Source organism: Pseudobdellovibrionaceae bacterium (assembly GCA_020635075.1).
In the GTDB taxonomy this organism is placed as follows: domain Bacteria; phylum Bdellovibrionota; class Bdellovibrionia; order Bdellovibrionales; family UBA1609; genus JADZEO01.
In genome coordinates this window covers 518,411-530,836 of sequence record JACKAM010000002.1, presented here as the reverse complement: position 1 = coordinate 530,836, position 12,426 = coordinate 518,411, and the positions used below count along the sequence as shown (strand labels likewise).

The 12,426-nt window shown below is 49.6% G+C and carries 13 protein-coding genes; 7 read left to right on the top strand and 6 right to left on the bottom strand.

Going from position 1 to position 12,426, the window contains the following annotated elements; all coding sequences use genetic code 11:
* Positions 1-44: 44 nt before the first annotated feature.
* On the top strand, positions 45-881 hold the full coding sequence (locus H6624_12170) for a hypothetical protein (GenBank protein MCB9085098.1): 837 nt from the start codon (positions 45-47) through the stop codon (positions 879-881).
* Here the strand turns inward: H6624_12170 and H6624_12165 are convergent.
* The 3 genes from H6624_12165 to H6624_12155 form a co-directional block, all read right to left on the bottom strand.
* Positions 876-2,270 carry a radical SAM protein gene (locus H6624_12165; GenBank protein ID MCB9085097.1) on the bottom strand — a complete coding sequence of 465 codons (1,395 nt, stop codon included), beginning with the start codon at positions 2,268-2,270 and terminating at the stop codon, positions 876-878. The genes H6624_12170 and H6624_12165 overlap by 6 nt on opposite strands.
* A 69-nt stretch (positions 2,271-2,339) precedes the next feature.
* The gene (locus H6624_12160) at positions 2,340-3,455 is read right to left on the bottom strand and encodes a radical SAM protein (protein ID MCB9085096.1); all 1,116 of its coding nucleotides are present in this window, start codon (positions 3,453-3,455) and stop codon (positions 2,340-2,342) included.
* The gene (locus H6624_12155) at positions 3,434-4,657 is read right to left on the bottom strand and encodes a twitch domain-containing radical SAM protein (protein ID MCB9085095.1); all 1,224 of its coding nucleotides are present in this window, start codon (positions 4,655-4,657) and stop codon (positions 3,434-3,436) included. The genes H6624_12160 and H6624_12155 overlap by 22 nt, the downstream gene beginning before the upstream one ends.
* A 294-nt stretch (positions 4,658-4,951) precedes the next feature.
* On the opposite strand from H6624_12155, the gene H6624_12150 reads away from it, so the two are divergent.
* Positions 4,952-6,109 carry a hypothetical protein gene (locus tag H6624_12150; protein ID MCB9085094.1) on the top strand — a complete coding sequence of 386 codons (1,158 nt, stop codon included), beginning with the start codon at positions 4,952-4,954 and terminating at the stop codon, positions 6,107-6,109.
* Here the strand turns inward: H6624_12150 and H6624_12145 are convergent.
* Positions 6,084-6,677 carry a carboxymuconolactone decarboxylase family protein gene (locus H6624_12145; protein ID MCB9085093.1) on the bottom strand — a complete coding sequence of 198 codons (594 nt, stop codon included), beginning with the start codon at positions 6,675-6,677 and terminating at the stop codon, positions 6,084-6,086. The two genes, H6624_12150 and H6624_12145, sit on opposite strands and share 26 nt — an antisense overlap.
* 101 nt (positions 6,678-6,778) lie before the next feature.
* Here H6624_12145 and H6624_12140 point away from each other — a divergent pair, with 101 nt between their 5' ends.
* From H6624_12140 to rpsN, 4 genes are all read left to right on the top strand, one after another.
* Positions 6,779-7,237: a hypothetical protein gene (locus H6624_12140; protein MCB9085092.1), complete on the top strand. Its 459-nt coding sequence runs from the start codon at positions 6,779-6,781 to the stop codon at positions 7,235-7,237.
* Positions 7,238-7,390: 153 nt separating this feature from the next.
* The gene (locus H6624_12135; GenBank protein ID MCB9085091.1) at positions 7,391-7,936 is read left to right on the top strand and encodes a hypothetical protein; all 546 of its coding nucleotides are present in this window, start codon (positions 7,391-7,393) and stop codon (positions 7,934-7,936) included.
* Positions 7,937-9,370 (top strand): hypothetical protein, encoded by a 1,434-nt coding sequence (locus tag H6624_12130; GenBank protein MCB9085090.1) that lies wholly within the window; start codon positions 7,937-7,939, stop codon positions 9,368-9,370.
* Between the two features lie 105 nt (positions 9,371-9,475).
* Positions 9,476-9,781: a 30S ribosomal protein S14 gene (rpsN, locus tag H6624_12125; GenBank protein ID MCB9085089.1), complete on the top strand. Its 306-nt coding sequence runs from the start codon at positions 9,476-9,478 to the stop codon at positions 9,779-9,781.
* A gap of 149 nt (positions 9,782-9,930) precedes the next feature.
* Here rpsN and H6624_12120 read toward each other — a convergent pair whose 3' ends face one another.
* Positions 9,931-10,644, bottom strand: a complete 714-nt coding sequence (locus H6624_12120; protein ID MCB9085088.1) for a hypothetical protein — start codon at positions 10,642-10,644, stop codon at positions 9,931-9,933.
* A 149-nt stretch (positions 10,645-10,793) separates the two neighbouring features.
* Positions 10,794-11,828, bottom strand: a complete 1,035-nt coding sequence (locus H6624_12115) for a hypothetical protein (protein MCB9085087.1) — start codon at positions 11,826-11,828, stop codon at positions 10,794-10,796.
* A 319-nt stretch (positions 11,829-12,147) separates the two neighbouring features.
* Between H6624_12115 and H6624_12110 the strand changes: the two genes are divergently transcribed.
* A complete protein-coding gene (locus H6624_12110) occupies positions 12,148-12,372 on the top strand; it encodes a hypothetical protein (protein MCB9085086.1) in 225 nt (74 codons plus the stop codon).
* The last annotated feature ends 54 nt before the right edge of the window (positions 12,373-12,426 follow it).

The following is a 12,426-nucleotide window of genomic DNA, read 5'->3' as shown; positions in this document are numbered from 1 at the left end:
GTTCACTGAATTGTATGCGGGATTGGGCTAAATTAAAAGAATTAGTGCAGCGAGGGAAGCCACGGGCCATGTACGACCGTGAAATCCACGCCTTTCTATCGACCTTGTCGAAGGAGCACTTCTCTGATCGGGAAAACCTTCGCGAGAGATTTATCGAGACCTTTGACCGATGGTTGACTGGCAGCCAGTGGAACGAAATTTCGGGCGTGGAGACGTTTCCCCATCGCGATTTTTGTGTTGGCGTCACTCATTTTTTAGACGATATCCATCAGATGAACGGAGATCGGGTGGTGGTCGTCGAAGGTGACTACAGATACCATTGGCGATTGAGACCGAACATTTCTGTTCGTACACCAAGTTCGCTTTCCCAGGGAGATGTCTTAATTTTGGCAGCTCCATTCCCCAGTCTTGGAGACCTTCACCCTGATACCAAACATTTCTTGGATCGTGCCTTGGAGCTAAGCGTACCGGTCTATATCGACAGTGCCTGGTATGGATGTACCCGTGGTTTCAACTTTGACTATAATCATCCGGCGGTTCGCAGTGTTGGCTTTAGCCTATCGAAGGGTTTGGGTTTAGGGGCAAATCGCATTGGCGTACGCTACAGCCGCGAGAGAGAAAATGGACCCATTACAATTATGAATGATCACAATATGTGTATAAACGTACTGATGTGGTATGGGATTCAGTTTATTGATCGATTTGGTTCTGACTATATGTGGAACAAGTATGGGGAGCTCTACGAGGAGGTCATAACTGGATTAGGCCTTACCCCGACCAGGGCAATTCATTTAGCGAAAGAGTCAGATGAGCACGGAAATCTCCATGCTGTGGGTTTGCGTTCGGTCTTGCGTGAATTGGGAGACGACTGGACTCTATAGGGTTCTAACGATCTTGTAGCGTTCGGCTTCTTTTGAATTCAGATAGGGCTCTAGCATTGCAAACAGTTCGGGGAAGGTATCCGCAAAATTCTCCCCCCTAAGTTTGTCGAGTCCTTGGGTCACCGCCCAGAACTTTGGCAGCTCATGAGACCAATCCTCAGCATTCATGTATTTGATAAAGGAATCGACCATATCCTTGTAGTTGGCACTGTAAAATGCGGCCTTGGATTTTCCGTCGGGTTCACTGGCAAAGTGACTATTAAACCAAGGCAATAGTGAATAAAGGTGGGCAGCAATCTTGGACTTAACCTCGAGGGGGAAGATCCGAATATTAAAAAACAGAGGTCGGTGAAGAACATGGGGGGTCAGAATGGGCCGTTCTCTCCGATTATTGAAGCGTTGAAACTCGCTTTCAATTTTCCATTTAACCAGGCTTGGGAAATGAAGAATATTGGCTACCTGTATGGTCGATGTGAACCAAAGCTCAAAGGGGCCCTCGGCCTTGTCCAGCCTGTGCAGGTTTTTTTCCAAGAGCTGCCATTTTGATGGATGGCGGATATAATCATTGACCTTGCCAACGCCGTCAATGCTGGCCCCAATGCGTATCTTCCTAAAATGTCTCCACAGTTCGAGGGCCCTTTCAGGAAGGACAGTGAGATTGGAATTGGATTCAAGGGTGGTCTCGCCGGCATAGCCTTGATCAATCATTCTCTGCAAGAAGTCGTAGTACTGGTCGATAAGAAAGGGTTCTCCCCCGACGGTCTGAATATACTGAACATCAGGGATCAGCCGGTCCAGATCCTGCCAAAAGGTTTCGGACTCATACCAGTCATAGGTGATGGGGCTTGTGTTGAAGCGACCTTTCTCATTTGGTGTTAGGCGCACCTCACCACTGGCCTCCTGGTAAGTGGCACCAAACAGATTGTAATGGTCTTCGTACCAGGAATTTGAATCCATCGGGCTACACATGCGGCATTTTAGGTTGCACTTATTGCCAAAGCGAATGTCCATTGCCCGAACCGGAAACTTCTCAATCGAGATGCTTCCATTCGCGTCCGTTCCCAACTTCGCCTGGTCAAAATCGATCTTTTCTGCCCAATTGGTGATTTCGTAGCTCCTGCGGGAGATCAGACCGGCTTCTTCCTCTCTTTGGCAGCGAACACAGGCGGCTGGCCAGCGTCCTTCAATCATGTCTTTGCGGACGCTGCACATCAAAGAAGAATTTCGGGACTCGGCCAAATTCCCCTCAGCAGCGTTGAAGGCTTCATTATTTTCTTTGTACAGAATACCGCGTCCCTCAGCTGTATTGGCCTGACAGCAGATTCTGAGGTCACCGTTGCTGCGGATGGCCTGGGACATCCAGGGGAGAGGGCACCAGGTTTTGCTCACAAAAAGGCTCCTTACTGACATCTGTTCATTATCTGACTGAAGTCTGTGAGATGTAAAGGCCGGATGCGATCAGAGCCGTTTAGTGGCTCGGGTTTCTGGATCGAGCTGGGCGGCGACAGCACTGTATTTTTCGCCACACTGTTGTGCGCAAGCCCGCAGCCTTGGGTGGTCGCCGTCCTCGAACCTTCGGGTCCAGCTGGTGGCCAAATCTCCAGCAAACCATGGGTGAGAAAGGATCTCAGTTAATTCATGGTGATGAAGAGAGTTAAAATCCTGTCCATAGGTAGCCAGGAGAGTTGCGATGTTTGTCCGCTTAGGGGTTGGATCCGGGTGATAAAAGTTGGATGCTGTCCAACAGCACGGCCACAGTCGGCCATCAAAGCTCACGTAGATCGAGCCGAGAGCTTTGGTTTTGCAGCAGATCGTCGTGGTCGAAAAATATTCTTCCAGGTTTTGCCGGCTTTTTAAGTCATCGACGACCAATCTCGGATTGGCCGCTCCGGAGGATTCCTTGATCCTAGATTCCACCCCAAGGTGTTGGCTCGCGGCCTTCTCGGTATCACCCAAAAATCGGCTAGTGTATTTTATCCGAAAATCTGCAAAACCAAGATCGCGTGAAAGGGCCCGCGCCTCCTCGATTTGATGTTCGTTGTGAGCGAAAACCAGGTAATCCCAGTTGGCTTGTCCCCCCGCTTGTAGATAGGCGCGAACATTGCGGAGCACCTTTTCAAAATTTACATGTCGCCGGTAGATGTGATTGGTGTCGGCCATTCCATCAATACTAAAATGGACTCTGTCCTTGGGGCCTTTTAGTATCGTTGCCAGGTCCCTCCACCAGGCTTCGTCTCTGAGTCCGCCGTTCGTGAAAAGACTTAGTTGTCCGACGCCTTGACCTCGAAAGTAATTCAACACACTGAGAGTGGAATTTGCAGCGGCGCCATCGCCATGTACGCCACAGAGGTAAACGTGTTTGAGATGGCTGCAAAAAGCCTTAGAGAAGAACTTTTGAATATCCTCCAGACTAAGCTCTCCAACAGGCATCTTTGGATTGAGTTTTTCCCCGTAAACCCGGGAGCATTGTGGGCACAGGGCATTACATTTGCTGGTAATCTCCAAGTGGACATCGTGAATTTGAGATGGGCCTAGGTAGGAAGTATGGAGTGTCATTTCCCGAGGCCATTCCATTCCCGGATCGCCGCCCCAAGTTGAGGGCAGGCTGTATCGACAGACTCCTGGCGGATTTCGTCCAGGTCATGCGTAAAACTAACGAGTTGGGAAAAGAGATCCTCGCGGTCATGGGCAAGCATGTAACGACATAAGGATCGGCAGGATTCTGACCACTTCTCGGGAAGTCCATCGAGAGAGGCGTCAATCATCTGCGTCCATCTTTCCTTGGTCTTTTGGGGCAGAACCTGTAGCGATAGTTGCTCAGGATAGGTAACATGAGTCAGTGAAACCCACTTTCGAGCTCTCTCGCCGGCCCTAGGGTACTTATCGCAGAGCTTGAGCCACCACCTCAAGAGATCGGGTTGTGACAATAGATTGTAAACTGAAACAGATGGTCTAAGTCCGAGAAAAAGATTGGGCATGTTTTCGGCAATCTCAAAAAAACCAACCGCCACCGCCTCAACCTGCTCCCATTTGCTGGGGTTGCGAACGTAGTCGTTGACCTCGCCAATTCCGTCCACGCTCAGAGCAACCTCGACACGGGAGAAATTACGCCACAAGCTCTGGAGATCTTGTTTTGGTAGAGTCGTCACATTCGTAGAATAATTGATGGCGACTTGAGAGGCTCTTTCCATCTCAAAAATCTTCTCGAGTATGAGCTGGTGCTCAGGAATCAGAAGCGGTTCCCCTCCCGTAAATTTGATATGTCGAAGGCGCGAAAGGCATCCGTCAACGGAGGAAACAGAGAACTTTCTTGGTGGGTTCGGGTTAATGGTTTCTCCTAATAATTTGACTTCGTCACTTACCCATTTAGATGAATATCTTGAATCACACATTCGGCACTTAAGATTGCACAAGCTGGAGAGCCCAATCTCTAAAAAGGAAATCTCAGGCCGTCCCACCCAGTCAGCTGAGACAAGTTCATCCCAGCGTCGATTGTGATTTTGCCTGAGGCTCATCCCCTTTCCCGCAGACTCCTCTTCCCAGCACCTCTGACAACCGGTGGGAGAATCGTCTACGACCATAGATTGGCGGAGTGTCTCGAACACGGGTCCGGAAAACAAATCATCGAGGGAGTTCTCTTCCAGATTACAATCCCCAGGGACTTCTCTTCCGCGGAATCGACAGCATGGCTTGACCTTTCCCAGGGGATCAATAAATGCATGGGTCCAGGGAAGAATGCACCAGCGAGGTTTGGTAATGAAATCTCTGATATCCACAGCCATTTATCATAGAGCCGCGAGCCGGGATGGCCAAATCATTTATTGGTCCCGGTTTGGGCGGGGCAATTGACCTATTGCAATAGGTGTGGAGGGTGTTGTCAGCCGAACAGGGCTGGCGCCACTTTAATTGAGTTCTGGGTACCACGTGCTTTCAGGTTGACTGGCTATTGAAGAAATCACCCTACTAGGAATTCCCTATTGTGAGCCCGCCTTTTGACACCTATACTGCCTTCCAGGGAAATCAGTCGGTCTGACAAATCCGGACGCCCATTCAAATTCAAGGGACATTGTGTGACACAGGAACTCTATTCATTTTTTTTGGTTACAGCCCCCGGCCTGGAACAGTTGGCTCTCGATGAATGGAGTCAAAAAAGCAGATATCTACGGGAAATCTATCCTGACTTGATGTCAAAGGAGGAGGATATCTATCCGAGGATTGTGACGGGTGGAGTGGAGCTTTTTTTGAAGGAACAGGAGGGGTGGATTCTCAATCACTACCTACGAATTCCCACCCGAATCTTGCAAAGACTCGTTACTTTTCAGTGTCGAAATTACGAACGACTGGAGGCCAAGGTCAGGCATTTGGAGTGGCACCACTACTTGCGCCAGGGAGAAGTTGAGGTCCATCCGTCTTATCATCGCAGCTATTTGAACATGAAGAAGCGCATTCAGGAGGAAGTCCAAAAGGGACTCGCTCATTTTGAACGCCATCAGGCCTTTCGCAAGGTCCATCTGGATGAGCCTCAGGGAATCTATGTTCGCATTGTCAATAATGAAGCCACCATTAGCTTGGACACGTCAGGCAATCTTCTGCATCGTCGTGGATACAAGACGAACACAGTGGAGGCACCCGTGCGGGAAACCTTGGGAGCGGCACTGTATTGGATGTGCTACCAGGAGTTGGGTGGTGTTCCTGAAATCATTTTGGACCCTATGGCTGGTTCTGGCACCTTGGTTATGGAACCTATGATTTTTTGGAGCTCATGGAGGAGAAGGAACTTTGCTTATCAAAACTTTCCCTGCGCATCTAAAAGACTCTCGGTTGAGACCACTCAGGCATTGCCTCCCATAGAGACGATGCCAAGGCTTCTGGCTGGCGATACCAGCGAAAAGGCAACTTCTGCCCTAAAGGAGAATTTTTCTGCTCTGGCTAAAAAGGAAAAGTGGAATATCGATATTCGCCAGGGTGATTGGCTGGATGTGTGGGCAGAAAATGAGCTGGCCGGGCAAGGACTGATGCTGCTGAATCCTCCGTATAACCTTCGCCTTGAGGCTGATCAGGAGGCTCTGGCTCAGCAACTGCAGAGCTTTGTCAAAAAGGTCCGCCCGTCTCTTGTCGGAGTGATTTGGCCCGGGCGAAAACTGCCAGTGATCGAAGGGAAATGGGTTCAGCATGTTACCACCACAAACGGTGGTGTGCCGGTTAGCCTTGGGGTTCTTCGTCCGTGATCGGTAGCGGTGCCGTGCGCATCTCACACAAACCCTGCGCCGGGATGCTCAAGGCGTAATTGAACTTGCTGGAAAGATTTTGATATCCAATAAGGGCGGTCAGCTCAACGATCTCGTCTTCGCTAAAGTATTGTTTTAGGTTTTCCCGAATATCGATGGGAACCGACTGATCCGGTCGGGTGACGGCCTCAGCGTAGGCGAGAGCGGCCTTTTCTTTTTCGCTAAAATGCGTGCTGGTGGGCCAGCTGTGGAGATCCTCCAGTTTGTGAATGGCTTGAGCCCTTTCCAGCAAAAACAAAGAATTCATATCGACACAAAAGCTGCACCAGTTGACCTGGGAAATGCGCACCATAATCAGTGATCGAAGCGCGGGTTCAAGCGGGGATTTGCGTCGTTCAAAAAACTTAAAAAACAGGGTGAACAGCAAAAGGGCCATGGGTGAGCGGCCCCAGTACAGTGTTGGGAACAAGGGTGTACCATACTTTTTCATTTGTCCGCGCAAAAGGAGGCGAACCCACCATGGATAATCCTGGATTTGTTTGTGTTTTAACCACGAAATATCAGACATATTGCTTCCAAGGTTTTGCTACCCTGACCTCTCCGAGTGAGTTACAAGGGGTTGTGGGTCTTTGAGACCATGCGAGGCACGATACACTAAAGGGGGTATTAATGGGAATCTTAACCTGGTTAATCGAGGCGCTGATTATCGCTGGGGGATTGATTCTCTGGCACTTTGCAAAAAAGGAGAATAGCCACGCACTAAAGGCAGCGGCCTCGGTGCTGGTTCTCGCTGGAATTGGCGGTGCCATTGCGAGCACTGTCCGTTTTGTCCGCTACTGTGATCGCGACAGCAGTGGTTCTCAAGCGGGTTATCACTGGTCCCATTCAGATCCGCATCACCAGAAGGGAATGTTTCATCTTCGCGGCAAGGGTATGAAATCTTCAGGGCCGGAGGGTCATTCTGGAATGATGAAGATGGATGAGACCGTGCAGAAGTGCATGGAGTCAGCCCCAAAGGACGGTGATTATTCGGCAACGGCCAAACATTTGGAAGCTTGCTTGAAGGAAAACCTTAAAGATCTTCAGGTGCCGTCCAGCGACAGAGACCCCCAGGGCTTGTCCATTTAGGACAGTTTTTCCGCGACTTCCGTCCGAATTATTCAAATCCCCCGAGACCAAGGTCAAGGTCTACACCGGGGGAGGGTGATGGGTCCTTTAGACCGTCCTCACCAATTCCGAAAAAGTATTGAAAGTCTCCATAGTTGCGTAAGGAGAGGCGTGGTGTCGAGAGGCCTGAGTTTTGTGGGCTTAGTAACATTACTATGTTTTGTTCTTCCGGCTTGTGCTGACAGCGCAAAGTCCGTGAACTCCTCTGCATCCAACAAACCGACATTATCCGCAAATGAAGATGAATCTTCGGCACCTCCCTTGTATGTCGGCGTAACCGAGGGTTCCCAATTTGTGCCCGGCTGGATGAAGGAGTTATCCCTTTCTGAATCTCAGTTTTCCATGTGTTGGCAGTTTCGTGAACCAGGTGATTCTTGGGTAGTGATTGAGTCTTCTTGGTTAGCAGGGAAAGGACAGTGGGAAATTAAGACTAAGTCAGTTAAAGGTCATCCACGGACATTTGTTACCTGTGTGGAGAGGGAGTTTTCAAACTGGATTGGGAAACGCAAAGGAAAGAAGGATCAGTCGGCAAGGTTTTACCTGGTTGAAAAACGGGAACAGCTTGGAAGGCAGCAGAGCTGGCCGGAGGGAGCTGATCGATATCGCTGGTTTGGGCAGGTAGAAAAGATCAAAGACAAAAGGTTAAGGGTGTACCAATAGATGCGAAGTGAGCAGTCCGGGCCATTGGCAACCAAGGCTCAGCCATTTCGAATTTCGATTACCGCAGATCAGACCTATCTGCTGAAGTTGGTTTTCGTTCTGACCATGTGTCTGACATTTATTGGCTTTGTTTTTCTATTGTATATGCGCTCTCATCTCACCTTCTGGAGTAGTCTTGTATTTGGAGGATTTCTCATCAGTGGTGGGCTGGTTCTGACTCTGCTCTTTGTTTACGCCATTCGCATTATGTTGGAGTTGGGGCCGGTCTTGATTTTGGATCAGAACGGAGCCTACGATGCCTCGTCCTTTGTGAAGTTGGGCCGAATTAAGATGACCGAAATTAAATCCATTTCCTTAAAGCGAACAAGTTTTCAAGATCTTGTGGTCATCAAGTTAGACCGCAGAAGCCAAACCTGGATGCGGGCCGTAAACGACTCTTTTGTGGTCCATCTTTATTCCACATTCTTTTCCTCCAATATTTGGATTCCTGTGGACTTTATGCTGCTCGATCCAAGGGAAATCATGCCCATGATTGAGAGCTTTCGCGGGATGATGAAGGGTGAAGAGCTCAGTATGCCTATTTTTGAAACCGTCACAGGAGTGGCCCTGTCTTCTGAGAAGAAGGTTACCCGCACCCCAACCCGCCAGCCCAGTCAGGCTTACCAGCCTCCTGACTTGCGAATCATTGTTGATGACGAGGAAGGTGGGGTTGATATTGAGGAGCGAGAGGAGGCCAAGGCGTCACCTCCACCCGTTCCGCCACCACCTCCGCGTGGGCGAACGCGCGAAGAGGCTCCTCCTCTGCCACCCATGCAGGACTCCAATCAGGGTGTTTTGAAGCGCTTGGAGACCTTCTTGATTACCAAGTCCGGCTGGAAGATCGAGCCAGAACAAAAGATGAAGGCCACCCGCTCTCCTCAGGACATGGTGATGGAACGAGTGGAGTCGATCAAAAAAGAGGTCGCGGAATCCCACTTGGATCAGGTTCTCTGTGACCTTTATCTGGATGATGTTCGCAATTTTGCTCATTGGGGTGAGACCTGCGATGCTCGATTGCCCCATCTGGTGACCCATCCTCAGGCAATTACCAAAGGCTCTGACATGGAAGAGGTGTCCTTCCAGTTTCGCGGTCATAAGTGCCTTTTTATGCTTGAGACCAATGTTGGCGCGGCCCGTGATGCTCTTTTGTCTTTCTACTGGAATGACCGAGAGGTCTGCGTGCTGAAGGTTAAGGTGGAGATTGGGGAGTTGTCGCCCTCCAAGCTGAAGAAGTACCTCAAGGGCCAGTGGGAGGCCGAAATCCGGGACCTCTACGAAGAATGTCTGCTGACACGTCAGGGAGGGGTGGAGATCGAAGATGAGGTCACTGAGGTGACAGAACAGACTGAAAACATTGAGGAATTACGAAAACGCTTCGGCCTCGACGAGGACTGATGACACCGGCGGACGAGAGGCATTTTTTTCAAAGCCCTTGCATTTCCTGCGAATTCGAATAAAAGGAGAGTTTTCAACGCCTTGAATGAATGAGGATAGTTTTCTATGGCGACATTAGGTGCAGTTTCAAAGAACAACCGCAGAAAGCAGTTATCTGCTAAACAGGGTCCTGTCCGTAAAGCATTACGCAAACAGTCTTTGGATCCAAATCTTTCTGAAGAAGAGCGCGAGCAGGCTTTCTTGAAGTTGCAGAAGCTTCCTAAGAACGGAAACCCCATTCGCGTGCGCAACCGTTGTCACCTGACTGGTCGTCCTCGCGGTAACCTGCGCAAGTTTGGTCTTTCTCGTTTGAGCTTTCGTGAGATGGCTCATCTTGGAAAGATTCCTGGTGTGACTAAGGCGAGCTGGTAAGTTCAGACTCGTATTTAAAATTGAATTTGATTTTGAACCCGTCGATTTTTCGGCGGGTTTTTTTATGTGAGATTTACGGGCATAAAAAAACGGTATCCAAGTGATGGATACCGTTTTTCTTACTCGAAATTTCCGAGAGTTTCTCTAGATTACCTTCTTGGGCGTGTAGGGCGTCCAGGGTAAACCGGAGGACGGCCAGGAGTGCAACGAGCAGCCAGCTGCTCAATGGCCCGACGAAGCTCAGTGTTCTCAAGGGATAGAGCGGTTTCGTTGGCTTCACAAGAAGCAAGAGAAGTGCGCTTACGAGAAAGCTCTTCGTTCAAGTAGCGGTTGCTCTCGGTCAAGGAAGTGTTGGAGCGAACAAGCTCATCCATTCCTTGTCTCATGGCCTCTTTCTCGCTTTGGCAAACTTGCAACTGAGTGCGCAGATTCCAGGGATCGAATTGGTCAGAAATAACGACACCCACTTTGTTGATGTTCAGGTTTCCCCACACTAATTGAATCTGCAGGCTGCGAACGCCGTCGTGGTCTAGATCATAATTCAATTCAGAGCTAGCCAGGTTGAAGTTTCCAAACTGACTACAAACAGTCATTTCAGATCCTTCCAGGGGTTGATGATTTACAACCAGAATCATCTGGCCGCAGCCAGTACCTTCGGCGACAACTCGCTTAACAAAGGTTCCTTGGTATTGAGGTCCAAGATCCAATTCCTTACGAACAGGGATCTTGTCGCCGGGTTGATTGAGGTTGAAGTTCACGTCCTTGCTCAAAACCGTTGAGCGGACAACTTGAGAAGCCTGGGCACTAGCTACCAATGAGAAAATAGCCGCACTTGCCAGGGCAATTCTTGTGAGTGCGTTCATGTGAATACTCCTTAGTTTGTTGAGGGGGATGGGTTTCCCGTCCGAGGCTTATAACGCTAGGCGCGAAAACTCAAGAAAGGGCCCGCCTTGGAGGGGTCCGAAGAAAAGAATTCTCCCGAAATTTGTAATAAGGATAGGGATTTAGGCGCCTATTCTAAACAGGGGGCCTTCTGGCTCAGGGCGAAGATCAGGCCCGGCCAGACTTGATCTGGCTCGCTGACAAAGGAGTACCGTCGCCCCTCAGGAGTGGAATCGTGGCGATGGAAATACAAGTGGCGAAGCTGGCCCGGGTCATCGAACTGCACCGCAATCTGTAGTTGATCTGAAAGGTTGAGGGGTCCAATCACCGCCCCGTCGGCCTTAAACCAATTCATAAAGGAGCCCTGGTAAAAATGGCCCCTTTCGCGAATCACTCTTTCCAAAGGGCTTTTGCGCCACCAGCGTGCTGGATCATCAGCGAAGACAATGTCGTCCATAAAGCCATTGCCCTTGACGGCGATGCCCATGTCCACCCGATTGGCAAAAGCGCCGCCACCTTCGCGGTCAATAAGGAGAAATAGATAAAGGCCATCGGAGCCATGGTAGAAAAACACACTGGAAGCATAGTGATCCCCGCGCGGGCCAATTTGAATGTGAGGAGCCCACCACTTGTAGTTGTAGTTCTCTATGGCAGTGAGAGATCCACTGAATTCATCAGCCAGAGTTATAATTTTATCTCCTTCTGTGCTGCCGTCCCGGTTGCGATCTAAGAACACAGCCAATGCCGGTTGGGTGAGATCACAGTATTCCGTGACGGTGAGAACAAAACTTTGTTCCACCTTGTTCTCAGGGTTAGTGGATTCATAGGCTTCGAGGGAAATGCGGTGCTGACCTACGTGATGGAGGCCAGTCTCCCAGTTAATGGTTCCCTGGGGGGATATCTTCATGCCCATTGGAGCTGCTATGAGATTGAAGGAAAAGGGGAAGGCAGGAGCATTTTCAAACTCGATTTGGTATTGGTAGCTTAGGCCGGCGCCGATTTTGGTTTCTGGTTCGGAGACGATACGCGGGAAGCTGAGTTTTTTAATCGGAGGGACAGAGGGAGTGTTACTGCGAAGGTTGCGCACCCCGAGTTTAGCTTTTGAACAAGAAACACTTGAAGCCACCATGAAAAGCATGGCGAATAACAGAAGATGTCGGCTCATGTTGTGGTCTCTCCGTTGCTGTTGTTGCTTTTATTTTACCTAGTGATTGAGTGTCTGTGTTCCTCGCAAAGTAAATCCGGGCCTTGGGTGTGCCCGACTGGAATCAAGTCGAGACTGACCAAGTCGTAGTCAGAAAAAAGCGAAAATCAAACCTGCACCGACCCCCCTTCGACTAAAGGATGGACACAAATTTTGACTTTCCTGCAATCTGTAAGGGGTTGTAAATATTGGTGAATCAGAATATTTCACCGAGCATTTATCGCTCTACTGACAGGCCTTTGGTCAGTATAATGAGGGCATGGGAACGAGTGAATTGAGGATGATATATTTCAACCTCGGCAAAATTCATAGGGATCGGATGGAGAACGACAACCAGGACGTTGAAGATTCGTTATTCCTCATCAATAAGGAGATGTTGTTTGGGCACCTAGGGATCCGTGAGGACCGAGCCAACAACAATCTTCTTTTTGCATTGTTGGAGTGCGAGAGCAGCTTTGAAGAATTCCTCGACGTGTTCGGTTGCGGGACCATGATGGCTGCCTAGTGAAGGCAGCATTGGCACCCCTCTTGCTGAGTCTGAAGACCTATAACGTATGAT

Excerpts from the sequence above, each read along its gene's own strand:
- H6624_12160 (MCB9085096.1), bottom strand. The coding sequence starts at position 3,455 with ATGGAATGGCCTCGGGAAATGACACTCCATACTTCCTACCTAGGCCCA.
- H6624_12145 (MCB9085093.1), bottom strand. The coding sequence starts at position 6,677 with ATGTCTGATATTTCGTGGTTAAAACACAAACAAATCCAGGATTATCCA.
- H6624_12140 (MCB9085092.1), top strand. The coding sequence starts at position 6,779 with ATGGGAATCTTAACCTGGTTAATCGAGGCGCTGATTATCGCTGGGGGA.
- H6624_12130 (MCB9085090.1), top strand. The coding sequence starts at position 7,937 with ATGCGAAGTGAGCAGTCCGGGCCATTGGCAACCAAGGCTCAGCCATTT.
- rpsN (MCB9085089.1), top strand. The coding sequence starts at position 9,476 with ATGGCGACATTAGGTGCAGTTTCAAAGAACAACCGCAGAAAGCAGTTA.
- H6624_12120 (MCB9085088.1), bottom strand. The coding sequence starts at position 10,644 with ATGAACGCACTCACAAGAATTGCCCTGGCAAGTGCGGCTATTTTCTCA.
- H6624_12115 (MCB9085087.1), bottom strand. The coding sequence starts at position 11,828 with ATGAGCCGACATCTTCTGTTATTCGCCATGCTTTTCATGGTGGCTTCA.
- H6624_12110 (MCB9085086.1), top strand. The coding sequence starts at position 12,148 with ATGATATATTTCAACCTCGGCAAAATTCATAGGGATCGGATGGAGAAC.